The following is a 20,711-nucleotide window of genomic DNA, read 5'->3' as shown; positions in this document are numbered from 1 at the left end:
TGATTCCTTCCTCGAGGCTCGCTTCGGCTTCCGCTGCGAGCGGCGCCGCGTTGACCCAGCCGAGAAGCCCGATCCGGTCGGAGAGTTCGCCGAGAGTCGTGGCTTCGAACATCGCCTTGAGCGGCACGTCGACCTGCAATTCCTGTTGCACACGGGCGATCGCGCGCGTCGCTGATAGCGAATCGCCGCCGAGCGCGAAGAAGTTGTCGTTGACACCGACGCGGTCGAGCTTGAGCACGTCGCGCCAGATCGCGGCGAGCGCCGCTTCGGTCGGGTTGCGCGGGGCGATGGTCTCGCCGGATCCCTGCCAGTCCGGCGCCGGCAAGGCCTTGCGGTCGAGCTTGCCGTTGGCGGTGAGCGGCAACTGATCGAGCATCACGAAGCCGGCCGGCACCATGTAGTCCGGCAGGGCCTGTTGGAGATGATGGCGCAGGCCGGCGGCGTCAGGCCGCGCGTCGCCGCGCCCCACCACATAGGCGATCAGCCGGCGGTCGGTGTCTTCGTTGACAACAACGGCGGCCCGCTCGACCGCGTCGTGGTTGAGCAGCGCCGCTTCGATCTCGCCGAGTTCGATGCGGAAGCCGCGGAGCTTGACCTGGTGATCGATGCGGCCGAGGTAGTCGAGCCGTCCTTCGGCGCGCCAGCGTGCCAGATCGCCGGTGCGGTAGAGCCGTTCACCGGCGACGAACGGGCTCGGCACGAAGCGTTCGCTGGTCAACCCCGGACGGTTCAGATAGCCGCGCGCGAGGCCAGCGCCGCCGACGTAAAGCTCGCCGGCGACCCCGAGCGGGACCGGATCGCCGTGGCGATCGAGCACATAGGCCTGCAGATCGGGGATCGGGCGGCCGATGGCGCTCGCCGCGGCGTCGACGTCGCTCCGCCGCACCGGCCGCCAGGTCACATGGACGGTGGTCTCGGTGATGCCGTACATGTTGATGAGCTGCGGGCGCGCATCGCCGTGGCGTTCGAACCACGGCTTGAGCCCGGCAAAATTCAACGCCTCGCCGCCGAAGATGACCAGCCGCAGCGACAGCGCGCGCGGCATGATGGAATCGGCTTGGATCAACCCGGCGAAGGCCGAGGGCGTCTGGTTCAGGACGGTCACGCCTTCGCGCGCCACCAGCTCGTGGAACAGGTCTGGAGACCGGCTGACCCAGTACGGCACCACCACCAGCCTGCCGCCGTTGAGCAGCGCGCCCCAAAGCTCCCAGACCGAGAAGTCGAACGCCAGCGAGTGGAACAGCGTCCAGACATCGTGCGGGCCGAAGTCAAACCAGGCGTCGGTGGCGGCGAACAGCCGGGTGACGCAATCATGGGTGATGAGCGTCCCCTTGGGACGCCCGGTCGAGCCCGAGGTGTAGATCACATAGGCGAGGTTGTTTGCGCCGGCGTCGGTCGCCGGCGGCGTTTCGGGGCACCGGGCGATGAGCGGCCAATCGGCGTCGAGCCGCACCACTGTCGCTTCGCTTGCCGGCAGCCGATCGGCCACGGCCGCCTGCGTGAGCAGCACCGGCACCTTGGCGTCGGCCAGCATGAAGGCGAGGCGGTCGGCGGGGTAGTCCGGGTCGAGCGGTAAATAGGCGCCGCCGGCCTTGAGGATACCGAGGAGGCCGATCACCATCTCGAACGAGCGCTCGGCGCACAGCCCGACCACGACGTCGGGGCCGACCCCGAGCTCGCGCAGATGATGGGCGAGCTGGTTGGCGCGGCGCTCGAGGTCGCCGTAGCTCAGCGTCGCTTCGTCCAGGCTCAGCGCCACCGCATCTGGCGTGCGCGCCGCCTGTGCGGCAAACAGCTCATGCAGCAGGCCGCGCGGATACTCCGCCGCGGTGTCGTTGAAGCCCGCGACGAGCTGCCGATGCTCGGCCTCGCTCAACAGCGCCAGCGCCGACAGCGGCCGCTCCGGGTCGGCGATCATCTGCCGGAACAGGTGGGTGAAGTGGCCGAGCAGCCGTTCGACCGCCACCGCCTCGAACCTGTGGGCATCAGAGATCAGCCGGAACGACAGCGTCGGCCCGACCGTGACCTGCAGCGTCAGCGGATAGTTGGTCCGCTCGGTCGGGCGGACATCGGTGATCCGGACCGTCCGCGTCAGTTCGCCGAGCGCGGACATCTCCGCCGGATAGTTCTCGAACGCCACGATGCTGTCGAACAACGGCGTGCCCGCCGGCACCTCGCTGGCGCGCTGCACATCGGCCAGCGCGCTGTACTGATAGTCGGTCAGTTCGCTCTGCCGCGCCTGGACCTCGCGCAGCCAGTCCAGGATCTTTTGTCTGGGGGGTACGGCAAGGCGCAGCGGCAGCGTGTTGATGAACAGCCCGACGGTGCGCTCGACTTCGGGCAGCTCCGCCGGGCGGCCCGAGACGGTGACGCCGAACACCACCTCGGTGCTGTCGCCATAGCGGGACAGCAATAGCGCCCAGGCGCCCTGCACCAGGGTGTTGAGGGTCAGCCGATGCCGGCGCGCAAACCCTTCGATCTCGGCCAACGCGACCGGGAACGTCCCCTCATGCTCGGCATAGTGATCCACCGGATCGGTCGGCGCGGCGGGCCGGCCGAGCCCGAGGGCGGTCGGGGTCGCAAAGCCAGCCAGGCGTCGGCGCCAGTAAGCCTCGGCGGCGCCCTGGTCCTGGCGCTGCAGCCAGCCGATGTAGTCGCGGAACGGGCGCGGCGGCTTTAGCTGCGGCGTCTCGCGCCGGCACAGCGCGCCGTAGGCGGCAAACACCTCGTTGAACAGGATCGGCATCGACCAGCCGTCGAACACGATATGATGGCTGTTCCAGATCAGCCGGTACTCGGCCGCGGCGGTGCGCACCAGATGCAGCCGCAGCAGCGGCGGGCGCGTGAAGTCGAAGCCGCGGGCGCGCTCGGCCTGCTGCAGGGCCAAAAGCCGCGTCGCCTGTTCGGCGGCGTCCAGGGTGCGCCAGTCGTGGCGCTCGAACGGCAGCACGGCATGGCGCAGCACCACCTGCAGCGGCTGCTCCAGCTCCTGGCCGACAAAGGCGGTGCGCAGCACCGCGTGGCGCGCGACCATGCGCTGCCAGGCCTGTTCGAACGCATCGACATCGAGCGCCCCGACCAGCCGGCAGCCGAGCGAGATCACGTAGACGGTGGAATCCGGCGCGTAGAGACTGTGGAACAACAGTCCCTGCTGGGTCGCCGACAGCGGATAGATGTCCTCGATCTGCCGGGGACCGCCGAGCATCGCGATCAGGCGGTCGAGCTCGATTTGGCGGGTGGCGGCGAGCGGGAAGTCCGATCGCGTGAAGCCGCCTTCACTGGTCTTGCAATGCGCGATCAGGTCGCGCAGCGCCGCGACATAGCGCTCGGCCAGCGCCGTCATCGTCTCGGGCGCATGCCGGCCTGCGTTGTAAAACCACTGCAGCTGCAGCCGGCCGTCGCGGACATGGGCGGAGACGTCGATCAGATGCCGGCGCGCGTTGCCGGGGTGCGTAAGCGCGCCGGTGTTCTGCTCGGCGAAGCGGAACGGCCGCGCGCCGCCACCCTCGTCGAGTTGACCGAGATAGTTGAAGCTGATCTCCGGCTCCGGCACCGGCAGCGCCTCCACCGCCGCGGCGCCGCCGAGATAGCGCAGGATGCCGTAGCCGATGCCGCGGTTGGGCACGGCGCGCAACTGCTCCTTGACCGCCTTCAACGCCGCCCCGGGATCGCTCGCACCGCCGAGATCCAGCCGCACCGGGAACAGGCTGGTGAACCAGCCCACGGTGCGCGAGACGTCGGCCGCGGCGAACAGGGCCTCGCGGCCATGGCCTTCGAGCGCGACCAGCAGGCGGCGCCGCCCGCTCCAGGCCGCCACCGCCTCGGCCAGCGCGGTCAACAGCGCGTCGTTGATCTGGGTATGGTAGACGTTCGGCACCTCCTGCAGCAGCGCGCGGGTGTCGGCTTCGCTGAGCGACATGCTCACCATGCGCACCGCGCCGGCGGTGTTGATGCCGCCGGGATGGTCCACCGGCAGGCGTTCGGCGTCCGACCAGGGCACCTGTTGCCAGTACGCCAGCTCGCGTTGCGCGGCCGCCGATCCGGCATAGGCGGTGAGCTGTTCGGCCCACCGCTTGAACGAGGTGGTCTTGGCCGCAAGCTGCACCGGTTCATCCCGCTGCAGCGCCGCCAGGACGGCATCGAGGTCGTCGAGCAGGATGCGCCACGACACCCCGTCGACCACCAGATGATGCAGGATCAGCAACAGCCGGCGGCCCTGCGCCCCGAGATCGAACCAGGCGGCGCAAACCAGCGGGCCGGTGGCGAGCTCGAGGCTGGCCTGCAGGCGATCGGCATGCCGGGCCAGGGCGGCGGATTGGGCGGCGGCGTCGAGCGCGGACAAATCGATCTGCTCGAACGCCGGCTCGGCATCCTCGGCATGGGCCTGATGCCAGCCATCCTCGCTGCGGTAAAAGCGCAGCCGCAGCGCATCGTGATGCCGCACCAGGTGACGCAGCGCGTCGCCGAGCGCTGCCGGCGTCAGCCTCGCATCGCATTCCAGCAGCACCGCCTGGTTGAAGTGATGCGGCGCCAAAAGCTCCTGCTCGAACAGCCAGCGCTGGATCGGGGTCAGCGGCACCTCGCCCTGCACCAGCCCTTGTTCGGCGCAAACCGCCGTCGCGCGGCCCGCCACCGCCGCCAGACCCGCGATGGTTTGCTGCTCGAACACCTGGCGGGCCGACAGGCTCAGTCCGACCCGGTTGGCCCGCGCCACCAACTGGATCGACTGGATCGAATCGCCGCCCAGCGCGAAGAAGTTGTCGTTGACGCCGACGCGGTCGAGCTTGAGCACGTCGCGCCAGATCGCGGCCAGCGCCGCTTCGGTCGGGTTGCGCGGGGCGACGGCGTCGCTACTGCCCTGCCAGTCCGGCGCCGGCAGCGCCTTGCGGTCGAGCTTGCCGTTGGGCGTCAGCGGCAGTTGATCCAGCATCACAAAGGCGGCCGGCACCATGTAATCGGGCAGCGATCGTTTGAGATGATGCTGCAGTTCGCCGGCGTTGGGCATTCCATCGGCCGTCGCCACCACATAGGTGACCAGCCGCTTGCCGGCCGCATCTTCGTGCGCCACCACCACGGCCTGCTCGACGCCGGCGTGCGCGCGCAGCGCCGCCTCGATCTCGCCGAGCTCGATGCGGAAGCCGCGGATCTTGACCTGATGGTCGATGCGGCCGAGATAGTCGAGCTGTCCGTCGGCGCGCCAGCGCGCCAGATCGCCGGTGCGGTAGAGCCGCGCGCCCGCGGCGAACGGACTTGGCACGAAGCGTTCCGCGGTCAGGCCGGGCCGGCCGAGATAGCCGCGCGCCACGCCGATGCCGCCGATATGGAGCTCGCCGGCGACCCCGACCGGCACCGGCGCGAGGCGATGGTCGAGCACATAAAGCTGGATGTTGCTGATCGGCGCGCCGATCGGCACCTGGGTGGCGGCCGGCTCGAGGTGGCATTGCCAGGCGCTGACGTCGACCGCGGCCTCGGTCGGCCCATAGAGATTGTGCAGCCGGCCGGGCAGCGCGCCGAGGAAGCGGTTTTGGGTTTCTGCCGGCAGCGCCTCGCCGCTGCACAGGGTGTCGCGCAGGCTGCCGCAGCGCTTGAGATCCGCAGCCTCCAAAAACGCCTGCAGCATCGAGGGCACGAAGTGCAGGATGGTGACCCCGGTGCGTTCGATCAGCTCAGCCAGATAGCGGGGATCCTGATGCCCGCCGGGCCGGGCGATCACCAGGCGTGCGCCCAAGGTCAGCGGCCAGAAGAACTCCCAGACTGAGACGTCAAAGCCGAACGGGGTTTTTTGCAGGACGCGGTCGGCCGCGGTCAGCCGATAGGCGTGCTGCATCCATTGGATGCGGTTGCGGATGCCGCGATGGGCGTTCATCACCCCCTTGGGCCGTCCGGTCGAGCCCGAGGTGTAGATCACATAGGCGAGGTTGTCGGGCGTGGCGGCATTTGGTGGGGCGGTTGTGGGATAGCGAGCGATCCGCGGCCAATCAGCGTCGAGCCGGAGCAATGTCGCATCGCTGGCCGGCAGCCGATCGGCCACGGCCGCCTGCGTGAGCAGCACTGGCACCTTTGCATCGGCGAGCATGAAGGCGACCCGCTCGGCCGGGTAGTCCGGGTCGAGCGGTAAATAGGCGCCGCCGGCCTTGAGGATGCCGAGCAGGCCGATCACCATCTCGAACGAGCGCTCGGCGCCCAGCCCGACCACGACGTCGGGGCCGACCCCGAGCTCGCGCAGATGATGGGCGAGCTGGTTGGCGCGGCGCTCGAGGTCGCCGTAGCTCAGCGTCGCTTCGTCCAGGCTCAGCGCCACCACATCTGGCGTGCGCGCCGCCTGCGCGGCAAACAGCTCATGCAGCAGGCCGCGCGGATACTCCGCCGCGGTGTCGTTGAAGCCAACGACGAGCTGACGATGCTCGGCCTCGCTCAACAGCGCCAACGCCGACAACGGCCGCTCCGGGGCGGCGACGATCCCCTCCAGCAAGATCCGCAGATGTCCAGCCAGACGCACGATCGCATCGCTCTCGAAGCGGTTGGCGTCGTACATGAGCTTCAGCGACAGCGATCGCCCGGTCGCCACCTGCAATGCGAGGGGGTAGTTGATCCGGTTGACCGCACGGATCATGTCGAGGCGGATCGCATGGCCTGGTACCTGTGCGGACAGCTCGGCCGGATAATTTTCAAATACCACGATGCTGTCGAACAACGGCGTGCCCGCCGGCACCTCGCTGGCGCGCTGCACATCGGCCAGCGCGCTGTACTGATAGTCCGTCAGTTCGCTCTGCCGCGCCTGGACCTCGCGCAGCCAGTCCAGGATCTTTTGTCTGGGGGGTACGGCAAGGCGCAGCGGCAGCGTGTTGATGAACAGCCCGACGGTGCGCTCGACCTCGGGCAGCTCCGCCGGGCGGCCCGAGACGGTGACGCCGAACACTACGTCGGCGCTGTCGCCATAGCGGGACAGCAGCAGCGCCCAGGCGCCTTGCACCAGGGTGTTGATGGTCAGCCGATGCCGGCGGGCGAAACTCTCCAAAGCTTCCATGCCGAGCGGCAGCTCTTCATCATGCTCGGCATATCGGTCGCGGCCGGTGGCCACGCCGGACGGGTGACCGAGCCCGAACGCGGTCGGCGCCTCGAAGCCAGCAAGGCGTCGACGCCAGTAAGCCTCGGCGGCGCCCTTGTCCTGCCGCTGCAGCCAATCGATGAAGTTGCGATACGGCGGCGCGGCCTGCAGCGGCGGCGCCTCGCGTCGGCACAGGGCGCCGTAGATGGCGAACACCTCGTTCAACAGAAGCGGTATCGACCAGCCATCGAACAGAATGTGATGACAGCTCCAGACCAGGCGATAGTCCTGCTCTGCCAGCCGCACGATGGACAGCCGCATCAATGGCGGCTGGGCGAAATCGAAGCCGCGTTCGCACTCGGTGTGTTGCAACGCCACCAGCCGGGCGTCCTGCTCGCTGGCCGGCGCGTCACGCCAGTCGTCGTACCGGAAAGGCAGTGTTGCCTGACGCATCACAACCTGGAGCGGGACCTCGAGATCCTGTCCGACGAAAGCGGTGCGCAGCACGGCGTGATGAGCAACCAGCCTCTCCCAGGCAATACGGAATGTCTCGATGTCGAGTTCTCCGACCAGCCGGCAGCCGAGCGTGGTGACATAGGCCATCGATTGCGGTTCGTAGATGCTGTGGAACAGCATGCCCTGCTGGGTCGGCGACAGCGGATAGAAGTCCTCAACGAGGGGTGCGCCGCCAACCGCGCTGAGCATGCGATCGAGATCCGCGTGAGAAGTGCCGCCGAGCGAGTCCGACAACGGGATCGTACCGTCGGAACGTTCGTCAGGTGGGACCGCGGTCGCGAGGCCTATCGCCGCCAGCGCCGCGATGGTCTGATGTTCGAAAATTTGTCGCGAGGTCAGCTTGAGGCCGGCCCGGTTGGCACGGGCCACGACCTGAATCGACTGGATCGAGTCGCCGCCGAGTTCGAAGAAGTTGTCCTCGACCCCGACGTGATCGAGCTTCAGGATATCGCACCAGATAGCTGCCAGGGCTTGTTCGCTGGAGGTGCGAGGGGCTACGAACTTGCCGACCTCGGGGCGTCCCTCCGGGGCCGGCAGTGCGCGGCGATCGACCTTGCCGGCCGGAGTCAGCGGCAGGGCGTCGAGCGCCACGATGGCGGATGGCACCATGTGGTCCGGCAGGCGGAGTTGCAGCGAGTTGCGAAGGCGTTGTCCAAGCTGGTGCGTCAGCGTCGCCGCCCCCGGATCATTGGCATAGGCGGTCAACGGCTGGCGCCGCGGTAGACGCGGAGTGGGTAATCGCACAGGGCCGTCGACCCGGCTGCGGTCGATGAACACCACGTCAAAGCAACCGTCCGGCGCGGCCGATGTCCAGCTCACCCGCACGTCATACCCGAGCCGTTCTCCCAGCGCCCAGAAGGTTTCCGGATCCTCGGCGGCCAGCGCGCGGTCGCGGGAAGCGCTTAGCAGCTCTGACACCGTGGTGCCGGGCTCGCACGTTTCGAGCCATTGCGTGTCTGCAAGATCCTGCGCCAACCTGCGGTTCGGCACGCGCAGCACTGCCATGCTGGCCGGCCGGTGCTTGTCGAGACTTGCGGCTACTTCCGCGAGCGAACTGCTCGCCCAATCGACGGTCTGGGCTGGCGCCGGCGGCTCGTTGCCCCCTATGTGCAGTACCGCATCGTAGCGATACCGGGTCAGTTCGTTGTCCGCCTGTCCACGCTTGAGCAGAATCTCCACCGCCGAGATCCCGGGGAGATGATCCTTTAGAGCCAGGAACAACCCGGGATCGACGGCAAGCTCGGTTTCCCGCTTCACCGCGCTGGCGACGCGGGCCTTGAGCTCGCCGGCGCGCGATCCCGGGTTTGCCCGCGCGATCTGAACGGAGGCGTGAAACGTCTGCAACAGACCGAAATGGCGGAGGTCACCGACAAATAGCCGGCCGCCGTCACTGACCAGGGATACGGCGCCCGCGAGCACCTCGCGCAGATAGTCGATGTCGGGAAAATACTGCGCCACCGAGTTCAGGATGACGGTATCGACGGATTCCGGCTCGATGTCGGACAGCGCCGTCGCCTCGCGCTCGGCGAGCTCGACATGGGCGAGGTGCGCGCGCCCTTTGGCCCATTCGCGCAATCCGCGGATCGCGGCGGAGGAAATATCGGTTCCGCGGTACGCGCGGCTGATCGGGGCTAAATGTTGCAGCAGGAGACCGACGCCGCAGCCGATTTCCAGAACACGCTCTGGCGCCAAACCAGCAATCCGCTCCACGGTGCTGGACAGCCACTCCTGCATATCCGATTCCGGAATCGGATCGCCGGTGTAGCTGCTGTTCCAGCCCACGAAGCTCGGCGCTTGCCCGGCACTTGTGGCGCCATAGGTTTCCTCAAACAAGGTTTGCCACTGCGCGACGCTATCGTCCCTCGTCGGCGCGTCCTCCTGCCGTCGGTCGGCTTTGAGGCGCGCGAGGTCAGGTACGACATAGGCCACGAGCCGTCTGCTGCCGGGCGTGTCCTCTCGGGCCAGCACCGTCGCCTGTACGATGCACGGCTCCGAGAGCAGCGCGGCCTCGATTTCGCCGAGCTCGATGCGGAAGCCGCGAATCTTCACTTGATGATCGAGGCGGCCGAGAAATTCCAGCTCTCCGTTCGTGCGCCAGCGGACGAGATCGCCGGTTTGGTAGAGCCGCTCACCCGACGCGAACGGGTTTGGTACGAACCGCTCCGCCGTTAGCCCAGGTCGGAACAGGTAGCCGCGTGCCAATCCGGCGCCGCCGATATAAAGCTCCCCCGGGGCGCCGATCGGGACCGGCTCTAGATCCTTGTCGAGCACGTAGGCCCGCGTGTTGGCCAAAGGACGTCCGATCGCCGGTGTCCGGCCATCCGGCATGCAGCGGAACACGGTGGTGCAGACGCTTGCCTCGGTCGGACCGTAGGCGTTGAGCACGATGCGCTCGCCGAGCCAGGGCGCAACGACTTCGCCGGTACAGGCCTCGCCGCCGACGATCAGCGTCTTGAGATGAGGCAGCGACGCGGCCGCCAGCGGGCCCAGGGCTGAGGGCGGCAGCAGAACGGTGCCGATCGCCTGCCGCTGCAATAGCTCGCGCAACGGTTCGCCCGGCAGCAGATCGTGACGGTCCGCGATCACCAGCGCGGCGCCGCTGCGCCAGCTCATCAATAGCTCCCAGACCGCTGCATCGAAGCTGAACGAGGCGAACTGCAGGACGCGGCTTCCGGGCGCGATGCCTAAGGGCTTAACCTGGGCCTCCGCCAGATTTGCCGCCCCGCGGTGAGAGGTCATGACTCCCTTGGGCCGTCCCGTGGAGCCGGAGGTGTAGATCACATAAGCAAGATTGGCAGGATCGACGGCACTCGCCGGCGCGTCGATCGGAAGCTGCGTGATCTGTGGCCAGGCCGCATCGAGGCGGACCACGGCCGCATCGTTCATCGGAATCTGATCGGCCAATGCTGAGTGTGTCAGCACCACGGTCGAGCGCGAATCGGCAATCATGTAGCTCAGCCGGTCCGCCGGATAACTGGGATCGAGGGGCAGATAGGCGCCGCCCGCCTTGAGAATGGCGAGCGTCCCGATCACCATGTCGAACGAACGCTCGACGCAGATACCGACGACCACGTCGGGACCGACCCCCAGCGTGCGCAGATGATGCGCCAATTGGTTGGCACGACGGTCGAGTGCGGCGTAGCTCAATGACTTGTCTTGATAGATCAGTGCCGGCGCATCCGGCGTGCGCGCCGCCTGCGCGGCGAACAATTGATGCAGGCCGCGATACGTTGGCGGTTCTTCCGTCGTGGCGTTCCATTCGACCAGCACCTGGGCGCGCTCGCCGTTCGACATGAGCGGCAGTTGCGAGAGGCGCAACTGCGGATCCGCCAGCGCTCCCTTGAGCAGCCGCACGAAATGGCTCGCCAGCCGTTCGATGGTGCAGGCGTCAAACAGGTCCGTCGCATAGACGAGCGAGCCGGCCAACCGTCCGCCGACTTCCGTCATCGAGAGCTCGAGATCGAATCGCGCCGAGTTTGCCTCGTCATCGAATTGTTCGACGGTTTGGCCGGGAAGGTTCACCTGCTCGAGCGAAACGTCCTGCAGCGCGAACACCGTCTGGAAGATCGGCTGCCGGCCGAGATCGCGGATCGGATGCAGCGCATCGACCACTTTTTCAAACGGCAGATCCTGATTTGCATAGGCACCGAGCGCCGCTTGCTTGACGCTCTGTACCAACGCCCGGAACGATGGATCACCAGCCAGATCGGTGCGCATCGCCAGCATGTTGACGAAGAACCCGATGAGGTGCTCGGTTTCGGCGCGAACACGTCCGGCAATCGGCGTTCCGACGACGATATCGTGTTGACCGCTCCACCGCGCCAGCAGCGCCTTGAAGCCGGCCAACAAGACCATGAACAGCGTCACGCCTTCCTGGCGCGCCAGCGCCGCGACCGCGGCGGTCAGGTCGCGCTCCAAAACAAACTTGTGCGTCGCGCCGCGAAAGCTTTGCGCGGCCGGACGCGATCGGTCAGTCGGCATGTCCAGCCCCGCAGGCGCGTCGGCAAGCCGCTCACGCCAGTAGGCCAGTTGTGGCCGCAGCACGCGCTCCGACACCCATCCGCGGTGCCATGCCGCATAATCCGCATACTGGATCGGTAGCTCCGGAAGAGGCGACGGACGGCCGGCGGAAAATGCGCCGTAGAGCGCGGCGAGTTCGCGGAACAACACGCCCATTGACCAGCCGTCCGAAACGATGTGATGCATCGCCAGGGCAAGGACGTGATCCTGATCGCCGAGCGCAAGCAGCGAGCAGCGGAACATTCGATCATTGGCCAGATCGAAGGGGTGCTCCATGAGAGCTCGCGTGCGCAACCTCGCATCGTCGAGCGTGACTCTCTCGGTCCCGAGCTCGATCTCCCATGGCGGATCGAGTAGTTGAGACCCGATTCCGTCGCGCATCGTGAAACGTGTGCGAACGGCTTCGTGACGCCGGACAATTTCCGTGAGCGCGGCCGAGAGAGCGGCGATATTCAACTGCCCTCTCAGTCGCACCGCAAGACCGATGTGATAAGCCGGCCCCAACCTGCCCAGCCCATCGAGAAACCAGAGCCGCTCTTGAGCAAATGAAAGCGGCAGCGCGTGATCGCGCGAAACCTTGGGGATTCCATCGAAAAGATCTTCGACCGAGTTTCGTATTTTTCGGCGCAGCAGTTCGAGCCTGGGACCTTTGATTGCAGCCGTCGGCAGGGTCTTGTGCATCGGGATATCCATCGGACATCTGCTCCTTGGGCTCGATGGTCGGTGTTCGAACGGCTACGGTTGCGCGCGCTCAGAGCGGACCTAACGGAAATCGCCGCGTGACGGCGACGTGACCGTCAGACTGCGCTCGACCCCAATTCGCGAGCGACATCTTCGTCGTGCATTTGAGCGACCTCTTCGGCGAGGCGCTCCACGGCATCGGCGTTTGCCCAAAGCGGAGATGCGAGCACCCGGCGGCGCAACTCCGCCGCCAGATCGGCGAACCCGCAGTCCTGCCAGAGCATGTCCGGATCGAGCCGGATCATGAACTCGCTCTCGATTCTGGCCCTGATGCGCGTGATGCCGAGCGACGTCACGCCCAGCGCCATGAGGGTCTCGCCGCGATCGAGATCGTCGCCACTGAATCCGAGCAACTCGCCGAAGACATGATGAAGATAGTTTTTGATCGATTGGATCTGCTGGGAATCCGTCTGCCGTCTCAAGTCGAGCACCAGCGCGATGGCATCGGCATGATCTCCCTCCGCCTCTGCGGCCTCGCTGTCGCCACGCCATTCGGCCAGCACCGGCAGCGATCCGTCGAGCAGCATCTGGCGTGCATGGGAACGCTGGATTTTACCGCTCGACGTCTTGGGAAGGGCGCGGTGATGCGTCAGCACGACGTGATCAAGATCCACCCCGTTATGGGCTGAAATCGCAGCGCGCACGGCTTCGAGACTGGAGGTCGCATCGACTGCAGGCCGCCTGGGCTCCTCAATCACCAGCGCGGCGCGTTCGGTTGCCTGGTCAGACAACGTAAATGCGGCAGCCTCCGTGAGCTCAGGCACCGCAACCCGGGCGGTTGCTTCCAGATCCTGCGGATACACATTCTGGCCGCGGATGATCATGACGTCCTTGATGCGTCCGCTGACGTGCAGGACGCCCTCACGCATGAAACCGAGATCGCCGGTTCGCAGGAACGGGCCGTCGTCGCCTGCAAGACGGGCGCCGAACACGCGCGCGGATTCCTGCGGGTTCCTCCAATAGCCCGGACCTGTGGTCGAGCCGTCGATCCAGATCTCGCCGATCGCGTTCGGACCGCAGCGCTGCATCGTCTGTGGATCGACAATGAGAATCCGATGCTCGGGAGTTGGCTTTCCGCAGGAGGGGATGTCGTAGGCGTCGTGCGGACCCTGCGCTGGTTCCAGCCGGTTCCGGCGAATCGCCGACAGCGAAACCGTCGCCGCTGTCTGTCCTGCTCCGACCGGTCCGCCCGACACCAGCAGCGTCGCCTCTGCCAATCCGTAAAACGGACACATCGACTGGCGTTTCAGTCCATAGCGGCCGAAGCGCTCGGCGAAGCCGTTCAGGGTTTGCATTCGGATTGGCTCAGCACCACACCCTGCTACGGCCCAGCGACTGAGATCGAGGCCGGCGCAATCTTCCTCCGGGATCTGACGCAAGCACAGATCATAGGCGAAGTTGGGTGCAATGCTGGCGGTGCCGCCATATTGCGTGATCGCCTCGAGCCAGCGGATCGGGCGGGCAACGAACGCGGCTGGCGGCATCAGAACCGATGTTGCTCCTCGATAGAGTGGCGTGCAGATGCCGCCGAATAAGCCGAGATCATGAAAGTGAGGAACCCAACTCACCCAGACTGATCGATCATTCAGTTCGGCCTGGCTCGCCAGCAGCCGAGCGTTGCGCGCGGCGTTCGCATGGGTGACCACAACACCGCGCGGAGTGCCGGTCGACCCGGATGTGTACTGCAAGACGCAAATGTCATCCTGCGCGGGCATCACAACGTCGTCACCGCTTGACTCATCAGTCGTCAAGGTATCGGTCACGACCGCTTCGAGAGAACAACCGAGTTCGGACAGGATCTCGCTGATCCGCGGTGCTAGCTGCGAGGACGTCAAGACCGTCGCGGGCTCGGCATTGGCAATCAGCGCGGCAATGACGCGGCTGCTACCCGATCGCCGAGGCGGGGCCAACGGCACCGCGATCGCGCCGGCGTAGAGAACAGCAAAGAACGCGATCACGAAGTCGAGCCCGGGCGGATAGAACATCAGCACACGATCCCCGCGTCGCATGCGCGTTCTCAATGCTCCAGCCAGTCTGGCTGCCGCCTGATCGAGCGCGGCAAAACTGAGATCGGCCCTCGCGGATGCGGCGGGAAGAAAACGAAGCGCCGGCCGTTCCGGCATCGTTTGTGCGTGCTCTCGCAACGCCTCGACCATTGTGACGGCAGTGTTCGAAGGCATCATCAGCTTCTCTCCCGGCCGATTCGCAACCACGCGTGCTACCGCCTGTTGAGGCGATTAGCGTTTCAGAAATTGGAGCAACAGCGCTCGGATGGCGATGTCGAGAACTCATCCGTTCTCTAACGGGACCATCGCCGACCAGCTCGGTCGAGCAGAGGGGGATCGGTCTCACCCACGCCACAGATTGGCTTAGTGGGTCTCAGGACGGTGCTTCCGATTGCAGTGAAGAGGACCACTGTCATCCGACCTCCGTGCGGATCGGACTTCCCGGGAAGTCGAACGTAAGCGGCCGTTGGACGGTTGGGAGGATGTTTCACAAGCCTACCTCCATCGAAATCGGGATGCGGCGAGCAGCAAGCACCATACGAAGTCTCCTATGTGGCGCCGTGATACGTGCGCCCGTGAACGCTGGATCCGTTACAAGCGGATTGCAGTTCCGCGAAACGGCGAGGGCAACGCCAATGCTCGTGTGAATTGAATCGTCGCACAGCACGCGCCACGTGACTGCGTCATCAAGACCTAGGGTTATGATGCATCGCGCCCGGCAATATCGGCCATCCGCTTGCGTAAGCTCAGCGGCCTCATGTCGATCCAAACGTCTTCGATGTGTTGCAGGCAGTCCGCCTTGGTGCCCCGTTTGCCGGTCGCTCGCCAGCCGGCAGGAACGCTCTTGTCTTCACGCCAGATCGAATATTGTTCTTCGTCGTTGACGACGACGAGATAGACTTCATCGCTCGATTGGTTTTCCGCTGTCATCGCGCGACCTCTCCCTGCGCTTGTCGATCCGGGTTGGTTGATGGAACTTGATCGGAACTTCCCTTCGTCGGGGAACGTTATGTTGCTCTCCCCGATCCATCAGGCGCCGGTAATCCCGTAACCGCTGACGTTGTTCCCAGACAAACGTGCAATCCAGCCGCGCGCTCACGTCATGTCAACCTGACCGGGTATCATCATCAGAAGTTCACATTCCGCGAGCAGTCTCCGAACCTTCGATTGCGCGGGCGGAACATCGTCGCTCCGCGAACAGACGATGTGCGGCAAGGCGATGACGAAGTTCGATCAGCAAGCGGACATTCGGCGATCGATCAGACCGCCGTTCCGAGGAGCACCTGTCTCACCAACACGGATCGGCAGATCATGCGCGCGTGCGCGGGTCTATTGTCTGCCACATGCGGGCGGCGCGGCCGGGATGTTTCGCACGTGGCCTGAATTGTTGCCGACGGACATTGAAATTTGCGCTGTCGAGTATCCCGGCCACGGCAGTCGGCTAGGCGAACCTCTACTCGAAACCATTGAGCAGGTTGCCCGCTCGGTTGCCGATCTTGTTGCGGCCGGACCGAGCGAGCCGTATGCGCTGTTTGGACATAGCATGGGCAGCCTGGTGGCATTCGAGGCGTGTCACTTGCTCGCCGCACGCGGTAGCGCGATGCCTCGGCTGCTGATAGCGTCCGGCCACCGTGCACCGAAGGCGCCGCAGTCGACCCCTCCGATGCACGCGGCGCCACATGCGGAGTTTATCGCGCACCTGCGCCAACTCGGGGCTACGCCTCCGGAGGTGTTCAGGTCACCCGACCTTCTCGAACTGGTGTTGCCGATTCTCCGCGCCGACTTCCGCGCCTGCGAAACTTACCGACCACGCGATCGCTCCAAGCTGCGCATCGATATCGCCGCCTATGGAGGGTTTTGCGACGAGGATACTGGCCGCGACGAGTTGCTCGCCTGGCAACAGGAAACGACCGGCGAATGCGTGGTGCGCATGTTCCCAGGCGGTCACTTCTTTGTGCTCGACTGCGCCGACCGGGTCGTCGCCATGCTGGAGCGCGATCTCGCTAAGGCAATCTCGACAGAGCCAGCGACGCCGTGCGTGACAGGATGATCGCTGACCGCGCGGATCAGCCCTTCGACGAGATTTGGCTGAAGGTCTCAGGCTTGCGCGTCCATTGCCTGAAGGCCGGCGCCACCGGCCCTGCGGTGCTGCTGTTGCATGGCTCTGCTTTTGATGCGGCCGGTGTAAGTTTCGCATCGGCTATTTCGGCGCTCGCAACGGGATGCCGTGTCTTTGCGCCGGACCTCCCAGGCTTCGGCGACAGCGATCCAATGCCCGGCGGGTGGGGCTTTGCAGATTATTCAGCGTTCTTGTCGCCGCTAATGGCCGAACTCGGTCTCCACCGCGCCAGTCTGGCGGGAGTATCGATGGGTGGTGGCATTGCTCTCGGCTTCGCGCTCGAGGCTCCGGAACGCGTTGAGCGCCTGGTCTTGATCGATAGCGCTTGCCTTGATGACGCCCTTCCCGGTGGTCGGGCGACATGGTTCGGGGTACATCTGCCAGGGCTGAGTGCACTTCAGTGGCGCATCCTGGCAAGCAATCGGCGACTGACCGGCTGGGCGCTGCGGCGGGCCATGCCGCATCGACCCGAGCAGGTGACGCCGATGTTGCTCGATCGGGTGATGAGGCTGCTGCGCAAGCCTGGCGCGGCAGCGGCATTGCGGGATTGGGAGCGCCGTGAAGTCGGCTGGCGTGGGTTACGGACCAGCTATGTCGATCGGCTCCCCGCGCTCACGGTGTCCACGTTGATCCTCCATGGCGCCGACGATCCGCTGCTGCCGGTCGCGATCGCCGAGCGCGCGCATCGCCTGATACCCCACGCGCGGCTGGAGGTCATCCCCGACTGCGGCCACCTGGCGCCCCTTGATCAGCCGGCCGCTGTATCGCGCGCGTTGAGCGAATTTCTACTGCCCGCTTGATGTCTCGGCCGGCTCCTGTGGCTCGCATTTCCTGAACAGGCATGGCCGGTCACACGGCCTCCATCTTGGTGTGGCCTACAAGGGGTGGCAGGAATCGGAGCAATCGCAGCATGCGGGCAGGGTGGCAGGGGTTTGCCGAGTGGCTTTTGGGCATCCTATTTATTGTGAGCGTCATGGTGTCGCCCTGCCGCGCGGGTCCACAGGATATGCTGACGCTGATGCAGCGCATCACAACGCTTGCAAAGGAAGGCCGCTACAGCGAAGCGATTAGTCTTGCGAGGAAGCTCCAAAGCGAGGCTGAAAGAACTTCCGGGCGACAGTCGCCTTTGACGGCAACGACACTGGTCGTGCTGGGCCAGGTGCTGCAGACGCAAGGCGAAACGGCGGAAGCTGAAAGTGTCCTGAAAAGGGCGCTTGCCATCCGTGAGAAAAGCCTTGGCCCAAATAATCCTGATGTTGCCGCCGTGCTCGCTACCCTGGGTCAGATCGCGCTGGGCCAGAACCGATTGAATGATGCCGAGCGAGATATTTTGCGGGCGATTGGCATTAATGAGCGCGTGCTGGGCGCTGACCATCTCACGACGGCGCTGACGCGCATGCAACTCGGCAATCTCCGTCACCGTCAAATGATGGAGACGGAAGCGCTCGATATTTTCAACCGTGCGCTGGCAATTTTCAGAAAGTCTCCGGGGCAAGCGGACGTCATGGTCCCGGTTGCCCTGAACAACATCGCCGAGATCTATCGGGCACAAGGCCGGCTGCACTTGGCGGAGGCGCGCTTTGCCGAAGCCCTCGATGTCCAGGAAAAGCAGCATGGCTCCGACAGCATCTATCTGGCGGCCACGCTCAATAATCTCGGAGAGCTCCGTCGTGCACAGGGGCGACTTCAGGAGGCCGGGCAATTGGCCCGGCGGACCTTGGCCATCAGGGAAAAAGTGCTGGGTCCAAACCATTCCGACGTCGCCGCGAGCCTCAACAATCTGGCCCTGGTGTTCTCGCGAGAGGGCAGAGAAGCCGAAGCCGAAGGCCTGCTTGCCCGTGCGCTTGCGATAAAGGAAAAAGCATTTGGAGCGGCGCATCCGAACGTGGCGACGGCTCTGAACAATCTTGCCGAAGCGTGGGTGCATCTGGGGCGCAAGCAGGAGGCCGAACAGCTCTTCCGCAAATCGCTCGCCATTCGCGAAAAGAGCCTCGGCCCGACCCACCAGGACGTTGCCGTTTCTCTCGACAATCTCGTGACGCTGATTATTAGTGGCGATCGTTACGCGGAGTCGGAACCGCTCGCGCGTCGGTCGCTCGCCATACGCGAAGCCGTGCTGGGCAGTTCTCACCCGCTGGTCGCAAACAGTCTCAACAATCTAGCTGTCATCCTGGACAGTACCGGACGGCCGCAGGAGGCCGAGCCGCTCTTGAAACGGGCGCTGAACATGCGTCTGCACGCGTTCGGCGACGCGCATCCGGACGTCGCCAACAGCTTCGTTAATCTTGGCGCACACTTTCTCGATATGAAGGATTGGCGGCAAGCCCACGATGCGTTTGCCCGGGCGGCGGCCATCCAGAATAGCCGCCGCGCCACGGAGTTTAGCGAGGAAAAGGGCCGGGGCGCTCTGAAGACCCATGAAGATACCAATCCGTTCCCGGGACTGATCGTCGCCGCCCATAATCTCGCAAGCGGCTCCACTGGCGGGCAGGCCAGCGTGCTGCGATTGCAGGCGTTCGAGGCGGCGCAATGGATCGGCGACGAACAGGCTGCGCGAGCGATTGCCGGAATGTCGGCCCGCATCGCGGAAGGCAGTGGGGATCTGGCGGCGCGCGTTCGCGAGCGGCAGGATCTCGATGGGCAAGCAGTCGCCACCGACAAGCGGCTGATCGCGGCGCTATCGCGGTCTGACGCCGCGCGCAACCCGGCGACGGAGCAGGCGCTTCGGGCCTGGGCCTCGGCCATCGCCGGCCAGATCCGGGAACTGGACCGTGCGATCGGCGCTCGGTTTCCGGAATATTCGGCGCTGGTCACCAAGGCTCCCATTTCGATCGAGGACGTTCAGAAGCAGCTCCATCCGAACGAGGCTTTGCTGCTGTTCACGACGACCTTGCGCTTCACCTTTGTCTGGACAGTTACCCGTTCGGACGTGCGGTGGCACGCTGCTGATATCGGCGAGAAGCAACTCGCCGATACGGTCAGAATCTTGCGCTGTGGCCTCGATGTGGAGGCGTGGCTGGACAAGACATCCACATGCCCGGAAAAACTCGGCGTGAGGCGCCCACTGCCGGCCGGCGAGCCATTGCCGTTCGACCAGGAGCGGGCGTTTGCGCTCTATCAGGCGCTGCTCGGCCCGGTCGCCCACGACATCGAGGGCAAAGAACTGATCCTGGTGCCGTCCGGTCCGCTGGCCATGCTGCCTTTCGGGGTGCTGCTGACTGACAAGCCTGCGCCGGATGCGGGCAATGACCGCGCGAAAGCGGACCTTTCGAAAGCGCCTTGGCTGGTCAAGCGATTTGCGACGACCGTCTTGCCCTCGGTCTCCAGCCTCAAGGCGCTGCGCCAGATCGCGCGGAAGAGCGCTGCATCGAAGCCGTTCCTCGGCTTCGGCAATCCCTTGCTCGACGGAGATGGCCGCAGTGATCTTGCGGTTGCGCGCGCCAGGTTGGCGCGCCAGATCCAGAATTGCGGAGCCATTCCGGCGCAAACAAGCCAGATCGCGCAAAGAGGCTTGCGCACGGTCGCCGCGCTGTCCGGCGGCACCGCCGACATCGAGCAACTCAGGCGACAGATGCCACTGCCGGAAACCGCGCTTGAATTGTGCTCGGTGGCAAATAGTTTCTCGCCCGTGAAAGGCGAGGTCTATCTCGGCAATAGCGCCACCGAGACGAAGATAAAGACGCTCAACGAAAGCGGCGATCTCGCAAGGTATCGTATCCTGCATTTTGCGACACATGGTGCGCTTGCCGGGCAGGTACATGGGTCTATCGAGCCGGGACTGATCCTGAACCCGCCGCCGGCCGCCACGCCCGGCGATGACGGCTATCTCTCGTCGTCGGAGATTTCGGGCCTGAAGCTGGATGCCGATTGGGTGGTTCTGTCGGCCTGCAATACGGCTGGCGGCCAAGCTTCCAATTCGGAGGCCTTCTCCGGTCTTGCGCGGGCATTTTTCTATGCGGGCACGCGCGCTTTGCTGGTCTCGCACTGGGCGGTCAGCTCCGACGCAGCGGTTGCCATCATCACCGGCGCCATCGATGCCATGAAGGGGCGCCCTGATGTCGGTCGTGCCGAGGCGCTTCGCCGCTCGATCTCGGCCTTGATCGCGAGGGGCGGCGAGAATGCGCACCCCGCCATATGGGCGCCCTTTGTGCTCGTGGGGAGCGGCACCCTTTAACGTCGCTCCTATCAGGACAAAGCGGCAACGGCTTCAGCCGACATGCCGCAGAGTTCTGCGTGGGACAATGACGAATGGTTAATAAAC

General features: G+C 65.4%; 5 protein-coding genes and 1 pseudogene. 3 read left to right on the top strand and 3 right to left on the bottom strand.

Going from position 1 to position 20,711, the window contains the following annotated elements; all coding sequences use genetic code 11:
* Window positions 1–79: 79 nt before the first annotated feature.
* The 3 genes and pseudogenes from V1292_RS33790 to V1292_RS33780 all read right to left on the bottom strand — a co-directional run.
* Window positions 80–12,265: pseudogene (locus tag V1292_RS33790) on the bottom strand (amino acid adenylation domain-containing protein); the annotation flags it as partial.
* A 116-nt stretch (window positions 12,266–12,381) separates the two neighbouring features.
* The gene (locus tag V1292_RS33785) at window positions 12,382–14,508 is read right to left on the bottom strand and encodes an AMP-binding protein (protein ID WP_334376893.1); all 2,127 of its coding nucleotides are present in this window, start codon (window positions 14,506–14,508) and stop codon (window positions 12,382–12,384) included.
* Window positions 14,509–15,030: 522 nt separating this feature from the next.
* Complete coding sequence (locus V1292_RS33780) at window positions 15,031–15,261, bottom strand: MbtH family protein (RefSeq protein ID WP_334376892.1); 231 nt, start codon at window positions 15,259–15,261, stop codon at window positions 15,031–15,033.
* A gap of 289 nt (window positions 15,262–15,550) precedes the next feature.
* Between V1292_RS33780 and V1292_RS33775 the strand changes: the two genes are divergently transcribed.
* The 3 genes from V1292_RS33775 to V1292_RS33760 are packed head-to-tail and all read left to right on the top strand — an operon-like array spanning window position 15,551 to window position 20,624.
* On the top strand, window positions 15,551–16,381 hold the full coding sequence (locus V1292_RS33775; RefSeq protein WP_334376891.1) for a thioesterase II family protein: 831 nt from the start codon (window positions 15,551–15,553) through the stop codon (window positions 16,379–16,381).
* The gene (locus tag V1292_RS33770) at window positions 16,378–17,250 is read left to right on the top strand and encodes an alpha/beta fold hydrolase (RefSeq protein WP_334376890.1); all 873 of its coding nucleotides are present in this window, start codon (window positions 16,378–16,380) and stop codon (window positions 17,248–17,250) included. Before V1292_RS33775 ends, V1292_RS33770 begins: the two co-directional genes overlap by 4 nt.
* Window positions 17,251–17,291: 41 nt before the next feature.
* Window positions 17,292–20,624, top strand: coding sequence for a tetratricopeptide repeat protein (locus V1292_RS33760; protein ID WP_442895586.1), 3,333 nt, complete (start codon window positions 17,292–17,294; stop codon window positions 20,622–20,624).
* Window positions 20,625–20,711 lie beyond the last annotated feature (87 nt).

Source organism: Bradyrhizobium sp. AZCC 1719 (assembly GCF_036924525.1).
In the GTDB taxonomy this organism is placed as follows: domain Bacteria; phylum Pseudomonadota; class Alphaproteobacteria; order Rhizobiales; family Xanthobacteraceae; genus Bradyrhizobium.
Note: the sequence above shows the minus strand (reverse complement) of the source record. Positions and strands in the feature narration are given on the sequence as shown.